20 protein-coding genes, 1 tRNA gene and 3 pseudogenes are annotated in these 20,733 nt (G+C 60.1%); 6 read left to right on the top strand and 18 right to left on the bottom strand.

Features of this window, described 5'->3' with window-relative positions; genetic code table 11:
• Positions 1-84 precede the first annotated feature (84 nt).
• Positions 85-160 (top strand) — tRNA-Ala (locus K7B09_RS09960).
• Positions 161-371: 211 nt separating this feature from the next.
• On the opposite strand, the pseudogene K7B09_RS13330 reads toward K7B09_RS09960, so the two are convergent.
• The 6 genes and pseudogenes from K7B09_RS13330 to K7B09_RS09935 all read right to left on the bottom strand — a co-directional run.
• Positions 372-473, bottom strand: a pseudogene (locus tag K7B09_RS13330) (IS30 family transposase); the annotation flags it as partial.
• 117 nt (positions 474-590) lie between these two features.
• Positions 591-1,208, bottom strand: a complete 618-nt coding sequence (locus K7B09_RS09955) for a helix-turn-helix domain-containing protein (RefSeq protein WP_223629307.1) — start codon at positions 1,206-1,208, stop codon at positions 591-593.
• 28 nt (positions 1,209-1,236) lie between these two features.
• Entirely contained in the window at positions 1,237-1,608 is a 372-nt protein-coding gene (locus K7B09_RS09950) for a helix-turn-helix domain-containing protein (RefSeq protein WP_223629306.1), read from the bottom strand.
• Positions 1,609-1,626: 18 nt separating this feature from the next.
• A complete protein-coding gene (locus K7B09_RS09945; protein ID WP_223629305.1) occupies positions 1,627-1,929 on the bottom strand; it encodes a type II toxin-antitoxin system HigB family toxin in 303 nt (100 codons plus the stop codon).
• 465 nt (positions 1,930-2,394) lie between these two features.
• Positions 2,395-3,063, bottom strand: coding sequence for a rhomboid family intramembrane serine protease (locus K7B09_RS09940; protein WP_223629304.1), 669 nt, complete (start codon positions 3,061-3,063; stop codon positions 2,395-2,397).
• A gap of 41 nt (positions 3,064-3,104) precedes the next feature.
• Positions 3,105-3,449 (bottom strand): MGMT family protein, encoded by a 345-nt coding sequence (locus tag K7B09_RS09935; RefSeq protein ID WP_223629303.1) that lies wholly within the window; start codon positions 3,447-3,449, stop codon positions 3,105-3,107.
• Positions 3,450-3,499: 50 nt separating this feature from the next.
• Here K7B09_RS09935 and K7B09_RS09930 point away from each other — a divergent pair, with 50 nt between their 5' ends.
• Positions 3,500-3,910, top strand: a complete 411-nt coding sequence (locus K7B09_RS09930) for a hypothetical protein (RefSeq protein WP_223629302.1) — start codon at positions 3,500-3,502, stop codon at positions 3,908-3,910.
• Between the two features lie 78 nt (positions 3,911-3,988).
• Here the strand turns inward: K7B09_RS09930 and K7B09_RS09925 are convergent, their stop codons facing one another.
• Positions 3,989-5,110, bottom strand: a complete 1,122-nt coding sequence (locus K7B09_RS09925; RefSeq protein ID WP_223629301.1) for an inorganic phosphate transporter — start codon at positions 5,108-5,110, stop codon at positions 3,989-3,991.
• 13 nt (positions 5,111-5,123) lie between these two features.
• A complete protein-coding gene (locus K7B09_RS09920) occupies positions 5,124-5,750 on the bottom strand; it encodes a DUF47 domain-containing protein (RefSeq protein WP_223629300.1) in 627 nt (208 codons plus the stop codon).
• Positions 5,751-5,989: 239 nt separating this feature from the next.
• On the opposite strand from K7B09_RS09920, the gene K7B09_RS09915 reads away from it, so the two are divergent.
• Positions 5,990-7,303 (top strand): hemolysin family protein, encoded by a 1,314-nt coding sequence (locus tag K7B09_RS09915; protein ID WP_374349597.1) that lies wholly within the window; start codon positions 5,990-5,992, stop codon positions 7,301-7,303.
• Between the two features lie 41 nt (positions 7,304-7,344).
• Here K7B09_RS09915 and K7B09_RS13325 read toward each other — a convergent pair.
• The 4 genes and pseudogenes from K7B09_RS13325 to K7B09_RS09900 form a co-directional block, all read right to left on the bottom strand.
• A pseudogene (locus tag K7B09_RS13325) lies at positions 7,345-8,088 on the bottom strand (putative bifunctional diguanylate cyclase/phosphodiesterase); the annotation flags it as partial.
• A gap of 69 nt (positions 8,089-8,157) precedes the next feature.
• Positions 8,158-9,411: pseudogene (locus K7B09_RS13320) on the bottom strand (diguanylate cyclase domain-containing protein); the annotation flags it as partial.
• A 68-nt stretch (positions 9,412-9,479) separates the two neighbouring features.
• Entirely contained in the window at positions 9,480-10,412 is a 933-nt protein-coding gene (locus K7B09_RS09905; RefSeq protein ID WP_223629298.1) for a phosphate/phosphite/phosphonate ABC transporter substrate-binding protein, read from the bottom strand.
• A gap of 39 nt (positions 10,413-10,451) precedes the next feature.
• Positions 10,452-11,249, bottom strand: a complete 798-nt coding sequence (locus tag K7B09_RS09900) for an RNA methyltransferase (RefSeq protein WP_223629297.1) — start codon at positions 11,247-11,249, stop codon at positions 10,452-10,454.
• A 92-nt stretch (positions 11,250-11,341) separates the two neighbouring features.
• Here K7B09_RS09900 and K7B09_RS09895 point away from each other — a divergent pair, with 92 nt between their 5' ends.
• Positions 11,342-12,163, top strand: a complete 822-nt coding sequence (locus K7B09_RS09895; protein ID WP_223629296.1) for an inositol monophosphatase family protein — start codon at positions 11,342-11,344, stop codon at positions 12,161-12,163.
• 74 nt (positions 12,164-12,237) lie between these two features.
• On the opposite strand, the gene secF is transcribed toward K7B09_RS09895, so the two are convergent.
• The 6 genes from secF to K7B09_RS09865 form a co-directional block, all read right to left on the bottom strand.
• Positions 12,238-13,206, bottom strand: a complete 969-nt coding sequence (gene secF, locus K7B09_RS09890; RefSeq protein ID WP_223629295.1) for a protein translocase subunit SecF — start codon at positions 13,204-13,206, stop codon at positions 12,238-12,240.
• 18 nt (positions 13,207-13,224) lie between these two features.
• Positions 13,225-15,066 carry a protein translocase subunit SecD gene (secD, locus tag K7B09_RS09885; protein ID WP_223629294.1) on the bottom strand — a complete coding sequence of 614 codons (1,842 nt, stop codon included), beginning with the start codon at positions 15,064-15,066 and terminating at the stop codon, positions 13,225-13,227.
• 61 nt (positions 15,067-15,127) lie between these two features.
• Positions 15,128-15,472, bottom strand: coding sequence for a preprotein translocase subunit YajC (gene yajC, locus K7B09_RS09880; RefSeq protein WP_223629293.1), 345 nt, complete (start codon positions 15,470-15,472; stop codon positions 15,128-15,130).
• A gap of 102 nt (positions 15,473-15,574) precedes the next feature.
• Complete coding sequence (tgt, locus tag K7B09_RS09875; RefSeq protein WP_223629292.1) at positions 15,575-16,702, bottom strand: tRNA guanosine(34) transglycosylase Tgt; 1,128 nt, start codon at positions 16,700-16,702, stop codon at positions 15,575-15,577.
• A complete protein-coding gene (gene queA, locus K7B09_RS09870) occupies positions 16,699-17,739 on the bottom strand; it encodes a tRNA preQ1(34) S-adenosylmethionine ribosyltransferase-isomerase QueA (protein WP_223629291.1) in 1,041 nt (346 codons plus the stop codon). Before queA ends, tgt begins: the two co-directional genes overlap by 4 nt.
• Before the next feature lie 54 nt (positions 17,740-17,793).
• On the bottom strand, positions 17,794-18,225 hold the full coding sequence (locus K7B09_RS09865) for an Lrp/AsnC family transcriptional regulator (RefSeq protein ID WP_223629290.1): 432 nt from the start codon (positions 18,223-18,225) through the stop codon (positions 17,794-17,796).
• A 138-nt stretch (positions 18,226-18,363) separates the two neighbouring features.
• On the opposite strand from K7B09_RS09865, the gene K7B09_RS09860 reads away from it, so the two are divergent.
• Together K7B09_RS09860 and upp are read left to right on the top strand one after the other, a co-directional pair.
• The gene (locus tag K7B09_RS09860; protein WP_223629289.1) at positions 18,364-19,845 is read left to right on the top strand and encodes an aminotransferase class III-fold pyridoxal phosphate-dependent enzyme; all 1,482 of its coding nucleotides are present in this window, start codon (positions 18,364-18,366) and stop codon (positions 19,843-19,845) included.
• Between the two features lie 98 nt (positions 19,846-19,943).
• A complete protein-coding gene (gene upp / locus K7B09_RS09855) occupies positions 19,944-20,576 on the top strand; it encodes a uracil phosphoribosyltransferase (protein ID WP_223629288.1) in 633 nt (210 codons plus the stop codon).
• Positions 20,577-20,733 lie beyond the last annotated feature (157 nt).

Raw genomic sequence — 20,733 nt, 5'->3', positions numbered from 1 at the left:
CGTCCGCACCCATCCACCGTGCCTTTAAGTTCCAGCATTGCTTGCAGCACTCGCAGCAACTCACTAAACTTGGCGAAACCTTTTGGGGCCATAGCTCAGCTGGGAGAGCGCGTCGTTCGCAATGACGAGGTCGGGAGTTCGATCCTCCCTGGCTCCACCAAAATTCAACGCCCAACTGTTTTCAGTTGGGCGTTTTCATTTGTGCTTCCCGCATGCCACGCGGGGTTCGCGGACATTCTGCGTGTGCGACCGGGGTTCTATGGTCTGGCAGGAGCATCCCAGGTTGCCCTCCGTTCCGCCCTCTCTTCTCTCGAAATCGGCACTAACTTCTTCGCCGTAGCGCACGCACATGGCCTTTTGCGACGGCGAGTTCAATTCTGATTCGCAACAGTGTTGATTGATTCCTCGTTGATGACTTCGAGGGGCGTTTTGAAGCCGAGTATCTTTCTGGGGCGGTTATACATGCGCTGCTCTTTCAATTGGGCAAACCGGTAGATCGATGGCTGGTCACGCCAGCACCGAAAACAACTTTTTCAGGTAGGCACTGCTGCCGTCCTCCATGAACAGCACATGGCGGCCCTCCAGGTCGGCTACCGAACGGAATCGCACCGTTCTCCGTCCTGCTCCCTCACGAGTTCATGCCAGCGCGGCACACGACCCGAGGCGTCCGGTTCAGGCTCTGGTTCGACGATTTGCACCACAGCTTCCGGTACGCCACCCCGAACGCTGTTCGCCAGTTCCCATTGCAGGATGACATCCATCGAAAAACGCAGGTTCCTGACCAGCAGCAGATGCGGGATGCGCTTGCGCTCTCGCTCGATTCGGTCGTTGAACAGGTGCGCAGGCAGGCTGGTCGCCTCGACGATCTCCTTGGCACTGATGTACTGCAGTTCGGGCTCGGCGGCATCGGAAGGTTGAGGGTCGCCTTCGGCCTTCGGCGAATGAGTCACAGCACGCGGGAAACGCTCACCATCTCCAAGGATCGCCGTCCAGTGCTGTGCGCTCTGGCGTTCGAACTCGAGAACGTCCGCCTCGTGGTAACGGACGTGTTGAAACAACTTGTGCCAGACGGGCCCCTCGCCATCGAGGCGCCAGCGCCGCAGGGTTTTCAGGCTGATCTTCCAGCGGAAGGCAAGTTGCCGTTCAGTCATCACGGGGTAGTGCATCTTCTTCTCCTCAGCAGATGACTCCATGACAACGCTGTTCACCGTGGAAGCCAAGCTCAGTGCTCGATGATCACCCTGCGGCCGTTTCCGCAATCAGCACATCGGCCGGGATGCCCAGGCTCTTGTGCAGTCGTCGGATCATGGCCAGCGTCAGCGGGCGCTTGCGGCTCAGGACTTCGTAGACGCGGTTGCTTTTGCCGATGATCGGCTCAAGATCTTTGACGGACAGACCGCTCTGATCCATCCGGAATTTGATGGCCTCCACCGGATCAGGCGCGGTGATGGGCGCGTGCTTGGCCTCGTAGGCTTGCACCAGCGTGGCCAGGATGTCCAGGCGATCACCCTCTGGCGTACCCAGATCAGGGTCGGATTCCATCAAGGCCGAAATCTCTTTGAGCGTGGCCTTGTAGTCTGCTTCGGTGTGGATGGGGCGGATGTCCATGTTTTCCTCTGTGGCCGGTCAGGCCATTTCAACGGTTTCTGCGTCGACGGCGTCGTACTCCTTGTGGGTGCCGACGAACTTCACGTAGACGATCTGCAACTTGTATGCAATCGCCACGATCAGCCGGTAGTCATTGCCTTTGATGTTGAAGACCACGCGACGGTTCTTCAGCACGCTGGCGCTGCGGTACTGCGACTTGATGTCTGCGGGCTGAGACCAAGTTGCACTCGTGGCTTCTTCGTACCAAGCCTTCAACGGCTGCTCGGCCTCGGGATGGCGCTCCCAGAAGGCTCGAAGGGTGGACACGGCAATCACTCGCATGGGGTGCAGTGTAGTCCCATTTTGGGACTATCGCAACCCTGCGCTGACCCAACCGTGGGTTTCACGATGCAAAACGGCCATTGGGTACAGGTGGGCACCCTCAAGAACAATGCTTTGCTAACGGACGTCATATACGGGCGCGGGTTCGGTTCCGTGCTCCGCCACTAATACCCAACGCCCAACTGTTTTCAGTTGGGCGTTTTCATTTGTGGATTTCGCCCGCCATGCGGGGCTGCAGCCGTTGTACATCAACCACTTGTGCGCGTGCCGATACGAAACTCGCAACGCGACATTGGACTTGCGTCGAATTCACCCACGCGCATACCGCGGCTGGGGCGATATCGTTGCCGGTCGCGCGCCCGTTGACCCGTACGCGATGATCACCTTTGCTGCCACCCATCCGCAAAAAGTGCGCCTCCGACAGTACAACCCGGCTTCATTTTGATGGTTTGGGCTGGGCAGCACTCACCGCACGATGCGGATTCGAGGCCCCTTGCGCCCACTTCCCCCAAACGGCGGTTGCCCGCGCCAGTGACGGATCAGCAACCAGCCAAACAGCATCCCGCCGAGATGGGCGAAATGCGCGACGCCAGGTTGCAGGCCGGTAATACCCACGCCCAGCTCGAACAGGCCATACACGATGACCAAGGTGCGCGCCTTCATCGGGATCGGCGGGAACAACAACATCACCCGCTGATTAGGGAACAACATGCCATAGGCCAGCAGCAGGCCAAACACCCCACCGGAGGCGCCGATGGTGGGGTACGGGTCACCGCCCTGCGCCACGGCATACGAACCCACCAGCAACTGGCACAACCCGGCACCCAGCACGCACACGGTGTAATAGGTCAGAAAACGGCGCTGGCCCCAGGTGTATTCCAGAGGTGCGCCAAACATCACCAACGCCAGCATATTGAATGCCAAATGCATGAAGCCGCCATGCAGAAAGGCGTAGCTGAGCAGCTGCCATGGCATAAATGCAGGCGCACTGGTTGCCGGGTCGTATACGCCATCGGCCCACGGCCACAGCATTAATGACAACATGGCCTCGTTGCCAAGAAAATACTGCAGGGCAAACCCCAGCAGATTGGCAATCAGCAGGGCTTGCGTGATACGGGGGAGGTTGAACGGCATCCGTGCATCGATCCAGTTGCGTTGCGGTGCATCATAACGGTTCAGCGCGGAGCCCAGAATGCCGCATCCAAAGTATCCTCCGCTAGCGGCATGCGTACCTTGCCGTTATTCACTTGCACGCCTTCGGCTTGCAAGCGGCGAATCTGCTCTTCCCAGCCGGAGGAGCCGGCTGGAAACGCGATGTGGCCATCGGAGCGCAGCACCCGATGCCACGGCAGGCCGGGATCGTTGTTGTGGGCCAAAACCCGCGCCACCATCCGCGCCCGCCCTGGCAACCCGGCACGCCGCGCAATCGCACCATAGCCGGCCACCTGCCCGTAGGGCAGCGCACGGACCGCCGCCAAAATGCGTTGCTCTGAGGTCGGGGGCGATGCGGTGGGTAACATGGTCGGGTTAGCATAGCCGCTTGCTCCATTCGCAGGACGCAGAATTGGATATGAAAAATTTCGAACAAATTCGCCGCCACCTGGTCGCCGCTGGCTACAAGTTGAGTGTGCAAGAACCTTTTGTGGCTTGTGTTGAACTGTCGCTGGCACACGGCAAACGGCATCAAGCGATCTTTCTAGCAGAAATGCAGGATGACGATGGCCGTGACTATCTGCGCATCAGTACTGCGTTGGCCCCGATCACTGGGCTGGACGCACGGCGTGCACTACGCTTCAACTGGGATAGCCGGGTGGGCTATCTGGCCATCAGCGAACTCGATGGCGTGCCCTATCTGCACCTGTGCGAAAACCGCCCCTACGACACCCTGACCGCGTCCGAGATTGACCGTCTGGTGCTGGAAATTGGCGGCACTGGGGATGAAATGGAACACCGCATGTCGGCTGGTGGTGATTTGCTGTAACCCTTTCTGCGCCAACGCATTGCACAAAAACGCCGGCATCGGGGCCGGCGTTTTTGTGTTGCCTCAGTGCGGCAAGGCTTACACCCATCCACACAACCGTAGCAGTTGATAGACCCCATAAGAGACGGCACCGGATGCGGGAATGGTGAGGATCCACGCCCAGACGATGCGCTCGATCGTGCCCAGCTTCAGCTTGCGCGGATTCTTGGCAAAGCCCACGCCCATGATCGCGGTAGACACGGTATGCGTGGTGGAGACCGGCATGCCGAAATGCGCCGCCGCCATCAATACCGTGGCCGAACTGGTATCTACGGCAAACCCGTCCAACGGGTGCAGCTTGACCATCTTGTGACCCAGCGTCTTGATGATGCGCCAGCCACCCGATGCGGTGCCCGCCGCCATTACCAGTGCGCAGGTAACCACGATCCACGTCGCCACATCGGTGCCCGACGAATGCGCCGGATGCATGAAGGACAACCAGCCTGGCAAACCCTTCAAGGCTCCACTGGCTTCGGCACCGACCAAGGTCAATGCAATCACGCCCATGGTCTTCTGCGCATCGTTATGCCCGTGTGCATAGCCCATGTAGGCAGCCGACGCGATTTGCAACTTGCCGAAGCTGGCATTGATCCAGCGTGGGCGCGCCATGCGCTTGAGCACGCCCCCCACACGCTCCATGCCGAAAATCAAGCCCCACAGCAGGGTCATCAGCAGCACCCCCAGCAAGAACCCAACCAGCGGCGAGGTCACCATCGGCACCATCACTTTCCACACCAGACCCTTGCTTTTGGTCCAGTCGGCCGCGCTTTGAATCCAGATCAGTGAATTGAAGTTCATGTGCGAGGCTGACAATGCGGCGCCGCACAAGCCACCAATCAACGCATGCGAGGACGATGACGGCAACCCAAACCACCACGTCAGCAGGTTCCACACGATTGCACCAAGCAATGCACTCAACACCAATTGCGAGGACGCATCCACCACTCCGGTGTTGACGATACCAGTGGCTATGGTGGCCGCCACCGCCGTCCCGGTCAGCGCACCCAGCATGTTGGTCACGGCCGCCAGGATGACCGCCTGACCAGGCGTAAGCACCTTGGTGGCCACCGACGCAGCAATGGAGTTGGCGGTGTCGTGGAAACCGTTGATGAACTCGAAAGCCAACGCGGCCACGATCACCACTAAGACGAGGGTCAGCATGGTGCTGGCTCCGTCACGAATTCTTCAACACGATCTGGTAGGCCACCACACCGGCTTCGCGGCAGCGGTCGATGGCTTTTTCCAGAATCTCGAAGAACTCCTTGAGCAGGAACATCTGCAAGCTGTCCAACTTGCCCGAATAGATCTCGCGGTACAGCTCCAGCATCAGGCGATCGGCTTCGTTCTCGATCGAACGCAGCTTCTCGTTGAGTGCCGTCATCCGGTCCAAATTCATATGCTCCAGCTCATCCACCATTTTCACGACCACTTCCGCCGCTTGCTCCAGCATCGCGGCGCGTGGCGCAAAGTCGATGTGCGCAAGATGCGCGGTGGCCAGTGCGTAGCGGTCGGCGAATTTTTCAATTTGCTTGGGAATTTTGTGCAGGGCCGAGCCCAGCGCTTCGATGTCTTCACGCTCGAACGGGGTGATATAGCTATCCACCAGCGCCTTGCTGAGCTTGTCGGCAGCCGCGCGCTCACGCAGGCGCGCCAACTTGAAAGCATCCAGTGCCGGCTGGCGGTCGGCCTCTTTCATCATTGCGTGCAGCGCTTTGGCGCTATCCAGGGCTGCGGCAGCGGCATCGTCCAGCAGCGCATAGAACTGGGTACCGGAGCCGAAAATAGTTTGCAGGGAGAACATGGGAGACCGCCAGATGTCAGGAATGTTGCAACAATAGTGCGCAATTATGACGGCTAGATGACGGCTTGTGCTGCTTCCGCGTACCGCACCCTGCCCTGCTATGATGCGTTCGCGCTCCGGCGCACCCCATGGACGCACATTACCTTCCGCCGCCAGCCATCCATTGCCGCACCGCACAGGTGCCGTGCGTGCTGGCCGCATGCCCCCATCTCCTTTTCGCCTGCACCTGGTGACCCCCCGTGCTGGAACTATTACTCATTGTTTTTGCCCTGATCTTGCTGAACGGCTTTTTTGCGCTGTCGGAAATGGCCGTGGTCACCTCGCGCAAGGCACGTTTGAAGCAGAATGCCAGCAGCAGCCGTGGCGCCCGCAAAGCGCTGGAACTGGCCGAGCACCCCGAGCGCTTCCTGTCCACCGTACAAGTAGGCCTGACCCTGATCACCATTGTCACCGGCATGTTGGGTGGCGAGGCGATCGGCAGCCTCATCGGCGCATGGCTAGCCACCCATGCGCCGGCATTGGGTGAATACGCAGGCACGCTGGGCAAGGTGCTGGCGGTCAGCCTGATTACCTATCTCAGTATCGTACTGGGTGAACTACTGCCCAAGCGGCTGGCCTTGCTGGCCCCCGAACGGGTGGCTGCCGCAGCTGCGTTACCCATGCACTGGCTCTCGCGGCTCGCCAGCCCGGTGGTGTGGCTACTCAGTGCCACCGTGCGCGGCTTGCTGCAATTGATGCGCGTGGGCAGTGGGGACAACGCGCAAGTGACCGAAGAGGAGATCCAACTACTGGTCAGTGAAGGCCATGAGCAAGGCGTGATCGACCTTGACGAGCGCAACATGCTGAATCGAGTGATGCGGCTGGGTGATCGCACCGCGGATAGCCTGATGACCCCGCGCACCCGCATCACCTGGCTGGATGCCTCGGCCAGCCTGGCCGAGAACCTGGCCGCAATGCAGGACGGCGCGTTTTCGCGCTACCCCGTCTATCGTGGCGATGACAGTGACGTGGCCGGCATTTTGGAAGTCAAAACCCTGCTGGATGAATTGGGCAAGCCGCATCCTGACTTGTTCAATGATTTGCGCCCGGCAGTATTCGTTTCCGAATCCACCCATGCCATGAAACTGTTGGAAATCCTGCGTGAAGAACAACAATCCCTGGCCCTAGTGGTAGACGAATACGGTGATATTCAGGGCATGGTGACGATTAGCGACATCGTGGATGCTGTGATCGGGCGGCTGCAAACCGGCACCGAGGCCGATACCGACGAAGCGCTGGTGGTGACCCGCGAGGATGGCTCACTCTTGGTTGATGGCGGTCTGCATGTACAGGAATTGCGCGAACTGACTGGCGAGCGTTTGGCCGATGCTGACGAGCTGGAATATCGCACTGCGGCCGGCATGGTGATTGCCCAATTAGGCCGCATCCCGCGGGTGGGCGAACATTTCCGGATCGGCGCATGGCGGATTGAAGTCGTGGATCTGGATGGCCCGCGCATCGACAAACTGCTGCTGCAACGCATCGACCCACTGCCCGGTGAAGGCTTGGGCTAGGCTCTCGCGACCGCCACACCCTGCCGGCCCGGCGGCGCGCATCAACCCAACAGATCGACAAATTGCTGCGGCTCCAATGGATAGCCCAGCCAGAAGCCCTGCACCAGGTCGCAGTCGCGCTCGCGCAGCAGATCAAATTGTCCCTGCCGTTCCACACCTTCGGCCACCACGGTGACCCCCATCGAGTGGGCCATCGCGATGATCGCGCTGGTCAACACCAGATCATCCGGGTCACGCAACAGATCCGAAATGAAACTGCGGTCGATCTTCAGCCCGTCCACCTGCACCCGCCGCAAATGACTCAAGCTGGAAAAGCCGGTGCCAAAATCATCCAGCCATACCCGCACACCCAACTGCCGCAACTGCCCCAGCAGCTCGGTCGCGTGCGCCTCGTCGCTGATCACAGCGGTTTCGGTCAACTCCAAATGCAAACGCTCGGCTGCCAAGCCGGTTTGCTCCAGCGCGTTGATCACTTGCCCGATCAGGTCCCCGCTACGCAACTGCCGCGCCGATACGTTAACCGAAATGAATGGCGGCTCACCCGCACCTTGCGGTACCGGCCAACTGGCCGCTTCCTGGCAGGCACATAGCAGCACTTGCACACCAATCTGCTCGATCAAGCCACACTGCTCGGCGACATCAATGAACAGTGAAGGCGCGATCACGCCTTCCGCGGGATGATTCCATCGCAACAAAGATTCTGCCCCCACCAACACCTTGTCGCGAGTACGGTAAATCGGCTGATAGGCCAGACTCAACTCGCCACGCTCCCAGGCACCGCGCAAATCGTGCTCCATCCGCACCCGCCGCTCCACCGCCAAGTCCATCGCCCGACTGTAGAAACGGTAGCAATTCTTGCCGGCCACTTTGGCCTGATACATTGCGATATCGCCATTTTTCAACAGGCTGGACACGGTAGCGGCATCCTCCGGGAACACCGCTACGCCGACCGAGACACCCAGCAAGACTTGACGCCCATGCAACAGCATCGGCTCGCCCAAAGTAGCAACCAGTGCTTCAGCCAACTGAATCGACTTCTCGCGCACGCTGCCATCACTCATACCCTCGGCCAATTGCAGCAAAAGCACGAATTCATCGCCGCCAAATCGCGCTACCAAGATGTCAGCGCCGGTGATTGATTGCACGGCTTGTTCGATACGCAAAGCCACCTGCTGCAACACTTCATCGCCTGCCTCGTGGCCAAGCGTGTCATTAATGCGTTTGAAATCATCCAGATCCGCAAACAGCAAGGCCAATTGCTGTCCAACCCCCTGCAAGGCACGCAAGCGATTTTCCAACGACTCACGGAACGCCAGCCGATTGGCCATTCCGGTCAAGGCGTCGCTGTAGGCCACCCGCCGAATGTCGCGGTCATGCCTGTTCAGGCTTTCACGCATGCGCCCCACCGCACGAATCAGATCACCAATTTCATCGGCACGCTTGCTCTCGGCAATGGGAGAAGAAAAATCGCCGGCTTCGGTCTGACGCACGGCATCACCCAACAGGTTCAGCGGCCGCAGCAGCAGCCGCTGCAACAACATCGCCACTAAAAGCGCAAAGGTGGCCAACATCGCGCACAACACGAGCAGCCAGGTCAGGCTGCGCTGATTCACCTCATCAAATCTGGCCCGCAATGCAAGCAGCGACTGCTCTTCCGCGTGATTGGTGCGCGCCGTCGAATAGCCAATCCGCACGCCCCCCAAAGATTCGTCACCAATACGGATAGGTGCCGACACATCCAGCACATTGGCCAAAAAACGCGTATGCGACCCGGACGCCGCCATGATTTCTGGCGCCAACGCGTCATTCATCGGTTTGCCAAATGCTGCAATATCCCCGGAGCCATCATGCAGAATGCGGCCTTGCGCGTCATACACCAGCACATATTCCACATCTGATGAACGCAAGGTACCGCGTGCCAAGGTACCCACCGCATCCAGATCGAAGTAATACAGCGGGTTGGTCAAGGCATCGGCCAATTGACTGGCCTGTGCCTCACCACTGCTGCGCAACTGCTCTTCCAGCAATTTGTGTGTGCTTTGCTTGGTGATCTTGATGGCCTCGTTCTGGATCACCTGCAGGCGATGCCATAACAGCGCTGTCAACATCAGCACCAGTGCCAGAACCCCCAGAATCACAATCTGAAACCGTGCTTGCAGGCTCAACTGCGGACGCTTCATTCAACCTCCGTGTTGACCCGACGCACATCCCGCCCGAGCTGCTGCAACACTTGCTTGTCGGTATCCGTTATCGGTACGAAATGCGCTGTTTTCATGAATCGGCGCAGTGCTTCGCCGGCGTCGGGATCGCGTGCAGCCTCCATCAATACCTCCTGCAGCCGCGCCTGCACATTGGGGGCTAGCCCGGTACGCGTCAGCATCAGCGCACGCGGCACATCCGGAGTACGCCCGATCACCCGAAAATCCTGGGCGAAAGTGGGTGGCATTCGTGTCGGGTTGATCCAATCCAGATTGCTCAGCACGCCCACATCCACCAGACGCTTATGTACCCACGTGGTGATGTTCAACTCGGTACGCGCAAATACATACCCGACCCGATCCGATGCTGGCTTGTCCATCGGCGAGAGCAGCAGCTCCAGTGCCAAGCCATCACTCAATAATTGCGCCGCCGGTAGAAAGTAAGCACTTGTCGAATACGGATTTTGAAACGCAATGCTATGCCCGGCCAAGTCTTTGAGAGTCTGGATAGGACTATCGCGGCGCACGAAAAATACCGTGTGGTAGCGCACCGCGCCCTCTCGTTCGGTAATCAAGAACGCATGTGCCACCCCACGCTGCTCGAGGATCGCAGCATTGCCCGCGGTTTCATTGATCCAATCCACCCGCCCACGACGCAGATAACTGGCCATTTGCTGCGGATCTCTGGCCATCAGGATCCGCCCACTGCGAATGCCCACCGAAGCCATGCGTGGTATCACGTAATCCAACAGCGGCTTGAGCTGGTCGTAGTGGGCCTTGGGGTCATCACTGACCCGCCCCAATACCAGCACACCATCATCCGCCTGCAAGTTGGATTGTTGCGCATGGGCTGCCGGCAGCCATGACAACAGGCACAGCAGACTGAGCAATGCGGAAAACAGGCGACGCATGATGTCAGGGTGTCATGTTCTGATGGCGGTTGTCGGAGGCTACCGGATTTTCTTGTCAACGGAAGCCTCACCCGCAATTCGGGCCATCCGTTGGGTGTCAGCCAACACGCCTCGCAGCAGGCGCACATCAGCGCTGTCCAGATTGGCGCGGAGGTACAGGCGCCGCAATTTGCGCATCGCAGAATCCGGTGCGCGCCCTTTGTGAAAATCGATTTGATCCAATGTGTCGGCCAATTGCGCGAATAGCCCCTCCAGTTCGGCGTGCGCCGCCACCTCGGCAGTGGGCGGCGGGGTGCGGCTTTGGCCGGCGCTGCCGGCATCACCCAGCAGCGCGCAACGCAGTTCGTAGCTGAGCACTTGTACCGCGGCCGCCAGATTGAGCGAGCTGAACGCCGGGTCCGAAGGGATATGCACTGCGGCGTGGCAAAGCTGCAACTCTGCATTGTTCAGCCCGGTGCGTTCGCGCCCGAACACCAAGGCCACTGGGCCTGCAGCTGCCGCCACCAGCGCGCGCTGCGCGGCATCGCGCGGGTGCAGCGGCTCCAATTGAATGCGCCGGTTGCGCGCCGTGGCCCCCAACACCCACCGGCAATCGGCCACCGCTTCGGCCAAACTGGCAAAGACGGACGCACGCTCCACCAGGTCATCGGCCCCTGCCGCCATCGCCAGGGTATCCCGATCCGGTGCCTTCTCGGGGGCTACCAGCACCAATTTCGACAGCCCCATGGTCTTCATCGCACGCGCCGCAGCACCGATATTGCCGGGATGCTGGGTGCCCACCAGCACAATGCGCAGATGGTCAGCCAATATCGTGTTCACTGCATGCAGATCATTCATGTGCAAATGGTAAACTTTGCGCACCGGTCTGTGCGCCGGAATGCTCTTTTCCGCCGTTGCCCATCCACCTCACACCTGCGAGGCGCTTTTCCATGCAAAAACCCGTTGTCACTGTCATGGTCAAGGCTGCACGTGCAGCTGGTGGCGTGTTGTTGCGCAACATGAACAAGTTGGATGCGATCAATGTGATCGAGAAAGATCGCATGGATTACGCCAGCGACGTCGATGAACAGGCCGAGCAAGCCGTCATCAAGGAGCTGCGCCGCGCCTATCCGGATGCCGCATTTCTGGGTGAGGAAGGTGGCAAGCAAGGCAAGAACGGCGGCAGTTTGTTCGTGATCGACCCCTTGGATGGCACCAGCAACTATTTGCATGGCATCCCGCATTGGTGCGTGTCGATCGCCTTGGTTGAAAACGGCGAGCCGCAACATGCAGTGATCTTCGACCCGCTGCGCAATGAATTGTTTACCGCCAGCAAGGGCAGCGGCACAGTGCTCAATGACCGTCGCGTACGCGTATCCGAGCGCAAGGACCTGAATGGCGCGATGCTGGCCACCGGCTTTCCTCCGCGTGAGCGCGAGCGCGCACCGGCGCAACTGGAATGCGTGCGCGAGCTGCTGCGCAGTATTGAAGATATTCGCCGCACCGGTTCGGCGGCACTCGACTTGGCATATGTGGCCTGCGGCCGCTTTGATGGCTATTTCGAATCGGGCGTGAAGCCGTGGGACATCGCCGCCGGTGCGCTGCTGGTGCGCGAAGCTGGCGGCCGCGTCTGCGACTTCAAGGGTGCCGCCACCGGGCCCATGGATACCCGCGGCATTCATGGCCGCGCACTGCTGGCCGGCAATCAGAAATTGTCTGCCGAATTGCAGAAAGTGATTATGCAGTCGGGGTTTGCGGCGGCCTGCGCATAACCGATTGCTTTCGATTTGACCCACAAAAAACCCGCGCAGCTGCGCGGGTTTTTTGTGGGTCACTGCAGCACCGATTAGGGCCGGCGTGCCAGCTCGGCGTGATCTTTGGCTTTCGGCATCAAGTCCTGCTTGACCACCTTGAACGGCCCGATGGTCAGCATCGGTACCGCCACGATCACCGACGACACCACCACGATGACGGCACCGATCATATGGGTTTCGGCCAAACCTTCCATTGATTCACCGCCGTACATGTACAGCGCCATCGCCGACAGGAAGAACATCACCGCAGTAATGATCGTGCGTGACAGGGTCTGGTTGATCGAGCGATTCAGCACTTCCAGCGGATCCACCCGCAGACTACGGAAATTTTCACGCACGCGATCGAACACCACGATGATGTCGTTGATGGCAAACCCCATCACCGACAGCATGCCGGCCAGCACGGTCAGGTCAAACTCGCGGCCCAGCATCGACATGTAGGCAATCGTCAGGATCAAGTCGAAGAACGCGGTGATGATGGCCACCATCGCAAACTTCCATTCAAAGCGTGCGGCGATGTAGATCAAGAACCCCACCAGCATGAACAAGGTGGCATAGACACCGTTCATTGCCAGGTCGCGGCCTACCTGCGGGCCGACGAACTCGCCAGGCTGCACGGTGGCTGCATTCTCTGGCGTATTCACTGCGGCCAACACCTGTGCCGACACTTTTTGTGCGGCGTCGGCGGCGTTGTTGTGTTCGGCATCGGGTTGCAAGCGAATCATCACATCGCTGCCGCTGCCCACGCTTTGCACCTGTGCATTGTGGATGCCGGCCTTGGTCAGGCGGTCACGCACATCTTCCACGTGGATGGGTTTGGCGAAATGGGTGCGCACCATGGTGCCGCCGGTGAACTCCAGCGCGTAGTTGAAGCCCTTCAGGCCGATGATCGCGATGGAAGCCACCAGCAACACCAGCATCAAGGCCAGCACCGGACGGCGGTGGCGCATGAAGTCAATCGTGGTGTCGTTTGGGATAAGGTGCAGCGGAAACAGTTTCATTCGGTCATTCCTTCCCGGTCAGATCGCCACGGAGGTGAGCTTCTTGCGACGGCCGTAGATCAAACTGGCCAGTGCACGCGACACGGTAATTGCGGTGAACATCGAGGCGAAGATGCCGATGATCATGGTCAGGGCGAAGCCCTTCAGCGGCCCGGTACCGAACGCATACAGCGCCACACCGACGATCAAGCCGGTCAAGTTGGCGTCCATGATGGTGTGCGATGCGCGTTCGTAACCTTCGGCAATCGCCGATTTAGGCGGCAAGCCCAAACGCAATTCTTCGCGGATCCGCTCGTTGATCAGCACGTTGGCGTCCACCGACAAACCCACCGACAACGCCAACCCGGCAAACCCGGGCAGGGTCATGGTGGCACCAAACATCGACATCACCGCCACCACGATCAGCAGGTTGAACAACAACGCCACCGATGTGATCAAACCAAACATGCGGTAGTAAATGCCGAAGAACACCAGCGTGAACAGGAATGAGAACACCACCGCCTTGATCCCGCGTGCCACGTTTTCGGCACCCAGGCTGGGGCCAATCACGTACTCCTCGACAAAGTCCATCGGCGCGGCCAGCGAACCGGCACGCAACAGCTTGGACAGGTTATCGGCCTCGGTGCGTTCCAATCCGGTGGTCTGGAATTGCTTGCCAAACACGCCACTGATGTTGGCCACCGAAATCACTTCTTCCTTGACCTTGAAGCTGCGCACTTCCTTGCCATCGACCATCGTCACTTGCGGAATGCGCTCGGTGTACACCACCGCCATCGGCTTGCCCACATTGCCGCTGGTGAAGTCGAACATGCGCTGCCCACCCACGCCGTTCAAGGTCACGCTCACCGCAGGCATGCCGTTCTGATCGGTGCTGGCGCTGGCGGTCACCATTTGGTCACCGGTGGCGATGACGCGCTTGTTCAGCAGCACCGGGCGACCAGCGCGGTCATGATAAAGCTTGGCTTCCGGCGGGATGCGGCCACTTTGCTCGGCCTCCCCTGCATTGCCATCCACCACCGCGCGATATTCCAAGGTGGCGGTGGCACCAATCATGCGTTTGGCTTCGGCGGTGTCCTGCACGCCGGGCAATTCGACCACGATGCGATCTTCGCCCTGACGCTGGATAATGGGTTCAGCCACACCGAGTTCGTTGACGCGATTGCGCAAGGTGGTCAGGTTTTGCTCGATCGCGCTGGAAGCGATTTGCTGCATTTCCGCCTGCGGCACGGTGGCCAAAATACCCGCGGCATCATCGGTAAAGGTCAGTGTGGACTGCGCCTTGGCGAGGGCCGCGTGGGCTTTGTCGATATCACCCGGGCTATTGAGCACCACGCGCAGCGTGCTGCTGCCATTACGCTCCACCGAGCGATAAGCCACCCGCGCATCGCGCAAGCTGGTACGGATGTCATCGGCAAATGCGTCAAAGCGCTTGTCGACGGCCGCCTTCTTGTCTACCTGCATCGCAAAGTGCACGCCGCCCACCAAGTCCAAGCCCAGCACCATGGGCTTGCCGCCCAGTTTGGTCAGCCATGTCGGCACGGTGGAGGCCAGATTCAGCGCCACCGTGTAGTTCTCACCCACTTGTTCGCGGATCAAATCATTGGCGCGGGTCTGATCATCCAGCGACGCCATTCGCACCACCAAGTTGTCGCCCTCTTTGGCGATGGCCTTGGGTTTGAGGTGGGCACTATCCAGCATCGCCACCACCTTGGACGTCAATGCGGCGTCAAGCTGCGCGCCACGGTTGGCGGTAATCTGGATGGAGGGGTCCTTCTGGTATTTATTGGGCAGCGCATACAACACGCTGACCGCCAAAATCAGGAAGATGAGGACATATTTCCAGCGCGGGAATTCAAGCATTGCAGGATCCTGCTAGACGCCACTAGGGCGTCAGGTCTTGGTGAATCGGATGGAGATTGAATCAGGCCGACTTCAACGTGCCCTTGGGCAGCACGCTGGTGATGGCACCGCGTTGCAGCTTCAACTGCACGCCGCTGGCCACTTCCACACTGATGAAATTTTCACCAATGCCCACCACGGTACCGGCAACGCCACCGCTGGTGATGACTTCATCGCCCTTGGCCAGCTTGTCCAACATCGCCCGGTGTTCTTTCTGCCGCTTCATCTGCGGACGGATCATCAAAAAATACATGATCGCGATCAGAATGACCGGGAACAACAGGGTGGACAGCATGCCACCCGACGCAGCAGCAGGTGCAGCGGTTTGGGCATGGGCAACGGGAATCAGGAAATCAAGCGGGTTCATTACGTATCCGAGTCAGTCAAACAAAGAGGCGGGCCTGAGGCCAGCCGGGAATTATGCCATGTCCCGCCCTGCCACTCCCTGCAAGCAGGAAAAGTGCGGGGTTCAGGTACGGCGCGCTGCGTAAAAAGACTCGCGGAACTGCGTAAAAGTTCCGTTAGCAATGGCGTCACGCATCTGCGCCATCAGGCGCTGGTAGTAGCGCAGGTTGTGCAAGGTGCCCAGCATCGGCGCCAGCATTTCGTTGCAGCGGTCCAGGTGGCGCAGGTAGCTGCGCGAATAACCACCGGTGCAGGCCACGCAATCACAACCTTCCTCAATCGGGCGCAGATCGTGCTCGTACTGCGCATTGCGCACCCGGATCACACCCGTGGAGGTAAAGAAATGTCCGTTGCGGGCGTTGCGGGTGGGCATCACGCAGTCAAACATATCCACCCCGCGCGCCACCGCTTCCACCAAGTCCTCGGGCCGGCCCACGCCCATCAGATAGCGTGGCCGGTCTTGCGGCAATTGCGGCGCGGTGTGCTCCAGCATGGCATTGCGTTCGGCTTCGCTCTCGCCCACCGCCAGCCCGCCAATGGCGTAACCGTCAAAGCCGATGTCCTTCAAACCCTCCGCAGACTGCGTGCGCAGGTCGTGATGCACGCCACCTTGCACGATGCCGAACAGCGCGGCGTCATTGCCTTCGTGGGCCCGCTTGCTGCGCGCAGCCCAGCGCAGCGACAGCTGCATTGATTTTTCGATCACCCGCCGATGTACCGGCTGGCCATCCTTGTCGTTTACCGGCGGGCACTCATCGAAAATCATCACGATGTCGCTGCCCAGCACCTTCTGGATGTGCATGGACTCCTCGGGCCCGAGGAACACCTTGCGGCCGTCGGTGGGCGCGGCGAAGGTGACGCCGGCCTCGGTGATCTTGCGCCGATGCGCCAGCGAGAACACCTGGAAGCCGCCGGAATCGGTGAGGATGGGCTTGTTCCAGCGTGCAAACCCGTGCAGCCCGCCGTGCGCTTCAATCACATCCAAGCCGGGGCGCAAGAACAAATGGAAGGTGTTGCCCAGAATGATCTGCGCGCCCAAGTCTTCGACCTGCGGCGGCAACACGCCTTTGACCGAACCATAGGTTCCCACCGGCATGAACGCCGGAGTTTCGATCACGCCACGCGGGAAAGTGATGCGGCCGCGACGGGCGGCGCCATCGGTTTTCAGAAGTTCGAAGGACATACGGCTCATGCGGAAGCCTCCTGCGGCCACAGCAACATCGCATCGCCATAGCTGAAAAAACGATAGCGCTCGCGCACCGCATGCGCGTAGGCGGCCAATATCCGGTCCTTGCCCGCGAACGCCGACACCAACATCAGCAGGGTGGATTCGGGAAGATGGAAATTGGTCATCAACGCATCCACGCTGCGGATCCTGTAGCCGGGAAAAATGAAAATGCTGGTATCCCCGGCAAACGGCTGCAGCACGCCATCCACCAACGCACTTTCCAATGCCCGCAGCACCGTGGTGCCCACCGCGATCACCCGCCCACCGGCAGCACGGGTGTGGCGTACTTGCTGCACCAGCTCGGCACCCACATTGATCCACTCACTGTGCATCTTGTGCTGATGAAGATCGTCCACCCGCATCGGCTGGAACGTCCCCGCGCCGACATGCAGCGTCACATGCCCAAACTGCACGCCACGTTCGCGCAGAGCGGTCAGCAAGGCATCATCAAAATGCAGGCCCGCGGTGGGGGCAGCCACCGCACCAATCTCGCGAGCAAACACGGTTTGGTAGCGCTCGGCATCATCCGCACCGGGTTCGCGCTGGATATACGGCGGCAGCGGCATCCGCCCGGCGTGTTGCAGCCAATTCTCCAGCGCCTGCCCAACGTGGAAACGCAGACGCCAGAAACCGGCCTCATCGCGCTCCAGCACCTCCGCCTCACCGCCGGCATCGAGTGCAATTTTGCTGCCGATCCGCGGCGGTTTGCTGACCCCCAACTGCGCACGCGCTTCATTGTCAGGCAACAGCCGCTCGATCAGGAATTCGACACGTCCACCGCTGGCCTTGTTGCCAAACAAACGCGCCGGAATCACCCGGGTGTCGTTGAAAACCAGCAAGTCGCCCGCGCGCAACAACAGGGGCAAATCACGCACCTGCTTGTCGGCAAACGCGCCGCCATCCGCCGGCACCAGCAACAAGCGACTGGCCGAGCGCTCCGACAAGGGCACCTGCGCGATCAGTTCGGGCGGCAAGTCAAAATGGAAATCGGACTTCTTCAAGGCAATTCGCAGCGGCAAGGGAACCGCTTATTGTAGTCTGCGCCAATGCCTGCTTCAGCGTTCGAACTTGGTGGACAAGATGATCGAGCTGTTGGTGCGCTCCACCCCGTCGATCGCGCCGATGCGGTCGGTCAACACGTCCATTTCGCCCACGCTGGAGGTCACGGCCAGCGCGATCAGGTCATGCCCGCCACTGACCGAATACAGCACCCGCACCTCGTGCATGGCTTGCAACGCTTTCACCACCGCCATCATTTGCTTGGGGCGCAGGGTGATCATGATGTGGGCGCGAATGCGGCTGCGCTCCAATTCATCGTCGATGCGCACCGTATAGCCACGAATGACGCCAGACTGCTCCAATCTGGCAATCCGGTTTTGCACCGTGGTGCGCGACAGCCCCAAACGCCGGGCAATATCGGCGGTGGCGGCACGGGCATCCTCACGCAGCAGGGACAATAATTGTTCGTCGGCAGCGGATATTCTCATATCGCAAAATCATACCGGCATTTTGCCCAAAATGCCCGTCATTCAAGTCGATTTCACCCTACCGAATGACATGGAACCTCCCATAATGTGAGCTTTGGCGCTGCTGTTTCCGACCATTGCGCCCCGATGGAGACCCCAATGAGCCTGCTCGACACCCTCGCCCCCCTGCGCACGCACGGCCACGCCCGCACCACCGGCTTGGACGATGCCACCTTGCTCGACTTCGCCGGCCGTGACCCACAGCTAACCGAAGCCGCAGTGGCCGCCGCCGCAGAGTACGCCAGTATTCGCGCCGAATTCCCCGCACTGCTGGATCTGGACGAGAACGCGCAGGCGCAGCAAGTGCAGGCCGGCTTCATCAATTTTTATGCCGCCGATGCTGCCAACCCGTATGTCGCGCTGGCTGCACGCGGGCCGTGGATCGTCACCTTGAAAGGCGCGGTGCTGTACGACACCGGTGGCTACGGCATGCTGGGTCTGGGCCACACGCCGCAGGTGGTGATCGACGCGATGACCAAGCCGCAGACGATGGCCAACATCATGACCCCGCATGTCTCGCAGCTGCGGTTTGCCAATGCCATGCGCAAGGAAATCGGCCAGACCCGTGGCGGCTGCCCGTACACCGCCTTCATGTGCTTGAACTCCGGTTCCGAATCGGTGTCGCTGGCCTCGCGCATTGTCGATGCCAATGCCAAGAGCATGACCGACCCGGGCGCACGCCATGCCGGCAAGACCATCAAACGCTTGGTGGTGAAAGGCGCGTTCCACGGCCGCACCGAACGCCCGGCGCTGTATTCCGACTCCAGCCGCAAAACGTATTCGCAATATCTGGCCAGCTACCGCGGCGAAGACTCGGTACTTACGGTAGCACCGTACGACACCAATGCCCTGCGCAAAGTGTTTGCCGAAGCCGACGTCAACGGCTGGTTTATCGAGGCGATGTTCCTGGAACCGGTGATGGGCGAAGGCGACCCCGGTCGCAGCGTGCCGGTGGCGTTTTACAACCTTGCCCGCGAGCTCACTGCCGCGCATGGCAGCCTGCTGCTGGTGGACTCCATTCAGGCCGGACTGCGCGCCACCGGATATCTGTCGATTGTCGATTACCCCGGCTTCGAACACGCCCAAGTGCCGGACATGGAAACCTATTCCAAGGCGCTCAACGCTGGCCAATATCCGCTGTCGGTGCTGGCCGTCACCGCCGCCACCGCTGAGCTTTACAAGCGCGGCCTGTATGGCAACACCATGACCGCCAATCCGCGTGCATTGGACGTGGCCTGCAGCGTGCTGGGTTCACTGACCGCCGAGCTGCGCAGCAATATCCAGCAGCGCGGCAAGCAAGCACTGGGACTGCTGGAAGCACTGAAAGCCGAATTGAATGGCCCGATCACCAAGGTGCAAGGCACCGGCCTGTTGTTCTCCTGCGAGCTGACCAAGCAGTTCAAGGGCTATGGCGCAGGGTCCACCGAGGAATGGATGCGCGAGCACGGCATCGGGGTGATCCACGGCGGCGAAAACTCGCTGCGCTTCACCCCGCAATTTGCAATCAGCGAAGCCGAACTCAAGCTGATCGTGGCAATGGTCAAACGCGCCATTCTGGAAGGCCCTCGCGCAGCTGCTTGACGCTGCCTTGCAATTGACGCATCAATACGGGGCGGCCAGTGGTCGCCCCGTTTTCATCCGGTTTCCGTTTGGAGACTGACCGTTTGGAGAGCCGCCGCATGAAAATTGTCGAAGTCGACCACCCGCTGGTGCGTCACAAACTTGGCAAGCTGCGCGACATCAGCACCGATCCTGTGCATTTCCGGCAGTTCGCCGGTGAAATCGCCGCCTTGCTGGCGTTCGAAGCCACCCGTGACCTGCCCACCCAAGCCATCCGCGTGGACACTTGGGCCGGGCCATTGCAGGTGGATCATGTGCGCGGCGAAGACCTGACCCTCGTCCCTATTTTGCGTGCTGGGCTAGGTTTTCTGCCCGGTGTGCAAGCCCTGCTGCCAGCCGCGCCGGTGAGCGTGGTCGGCCTGCGCCGCAACGAAGCCACGCATCAACCGGAAGGCTATTACCAGCGACTGGCTGACCGCATGGAACAGCGCACAGCCCTGTTGATCGACCCGATGCTGGCCACCGGCGGCAGCGCGATTGCTGCAATTCAACTCCTGAAAAACGCCGGTTGCCGGCGCATCAAATGCATCTTTTTGGTCGCCGCACCGGAAGGCTTGCGCGCATTGGAGGCCGCGCATCCCGAGATTGAGGTGTATGTCGCGGCGATCGACGAGCGCCTGGACGAAAACGCCTACATCCACCCAGGGCTGGGTGATGCCGGCGACCGTTTGTTCGGAACGCCGGTGGATTGAGAAGGCCGCGCTATCCAGATAGTGCGCTCGATTGACAGGTTCTGGCACAGGCAGCCGATCTTTGCGCAACCCCGCCCTGTCCACCGAGAGGCGCGTGCAGGACTTCGTTCCATTGCAAATGACGAAATGCCCGTCGCGCATTTTCTCGGGAACATAC

Source organism: Thermomonas beijingensis (genome assembly GCF_020034655.1).
GTDB lineage: Bacteria > Pseudomonadota > Gammaproteobacteria > Xanthomonadales > Xanthomonadaceae > Thermomonas > Thermomonas beijingensis.
The sequence above is the reverse complement of the archived record's forward strand: the minus strand, read 5'-3'. Positions and strand labels throughout refer to the sequence as shown.

Coding starts and splice junctions, on each gene's coding strand:
- K7B09_RS09895 (WP_223629296.1), top strand. CDS start 11,342: ATGCAAAAACCCGTTGTCACTGTCATGGTCAAGGCTGCACGTGCAGCT.
- K7B09_RS09930 (WP_223629302.1), top strand. CDS start 3,500: ATGAAAAATTTCGAACAAATTCGCCGCCACCTGGTCGCCGCTGGCTAC.
- K7B09_RS09950 (WP_223629306.1), bottom strand. CDS start 1,608: ATGGACATCCGCCCCATCCACACCGAAGCAGACTACAAGGCCACGCTC.
- K7B09_RS09905 (WP_223629298.1), bottom strand. CDS start 10,412: ATGCGTCGCCTGTTTTCCGCATTGCTCAGTCTGCTGTGCCTGTTGTCA.
- K7B09_RS09940 (WP_223629304.1), bottom strand. CDS start 3,063: ATGCCGTTCAACCTCCCCCGTATCACGCAAGCCCTGCTGATTGCCAAT.
- tgt (WP_223629292.1), bottom strand. CDS start 16,702: ATGAGCCGTATGTCCTTCGAACTTCTGAAAACCGATGGCGCCGCCCGT.
- K7B09_RS09860 (WP_223629289.1), top strand. CDS start 18,364: ATGAGCCTGCTCGACACCCTCGCCCCCCTGCGCACGCACGGCCACGCC.
- K7B09_RS09920 (WP_223629300.1), bottom strand. CDS start 5,750: ATGTTCTCCCTGCAAACTATTTTCGGCTCCGGTACCCAGTTCTATGCG.
- K7B09_RS09900 (WP_223629297.1), bottom strand. CDS start 11,249: ATGAATGATCTGCATGCAGTGAACACGATATTGGCTGACCATCTGCGC.
- secD (WP_223629294.1), bottom strand. CDS start 15,066: ATGCTTGAATTCCCGCGCTGGAAATATGTCCTCATCTTCCTGATTTTG.
- K7B09_RS09945 (WP_223629305.1), bottom strand. CDS start 1,929: ATGCGAGTGATTGCCGTGTCCACCCTTCGAGCCTTCTGGGAGCGCCAT.
- K7B09_RS09925 (WP_223629301.1), bottom strand. CDS start 5,110: ATGCTGACCCTCGTCTTAGTGGTGATCGTGGCCGCGTTGGCTTTCGAG.
- yajC (WP_223629293.1), bottom strand. CDS start 15,472: ATGAACCCGCTTGATTTCCTGATTCCCGTTGCCCATGCCCAAACCGCT.
- K7B09_RS09935 (WP_223629303.1), bottom strand. CDS start 3,449: ATGTTACCCACCGCATCGCCCCCGACCTCAGAGCAACGCATTTTGGCG.
- secF (WP_223629295.1), bottom strand. CDS start 13,206: ATGAAACTGTTTCCGCTGCACCTTATCCCAAACGACACCACGATTGAC.
- K7B09_RS09865 (WP_223629290.1), bottom strand. CDS start 18,225: ATGAGAATATCCGCTGCCGACGAACAATTATTGTCCCTGCTGCGTGAG.
- upp (WP_223629288.1), top strand. CDS start 19,944: ATGAAAATTGTCGAAGTCGACCACCCGCTGGTGCGTCACAAACTTGGC.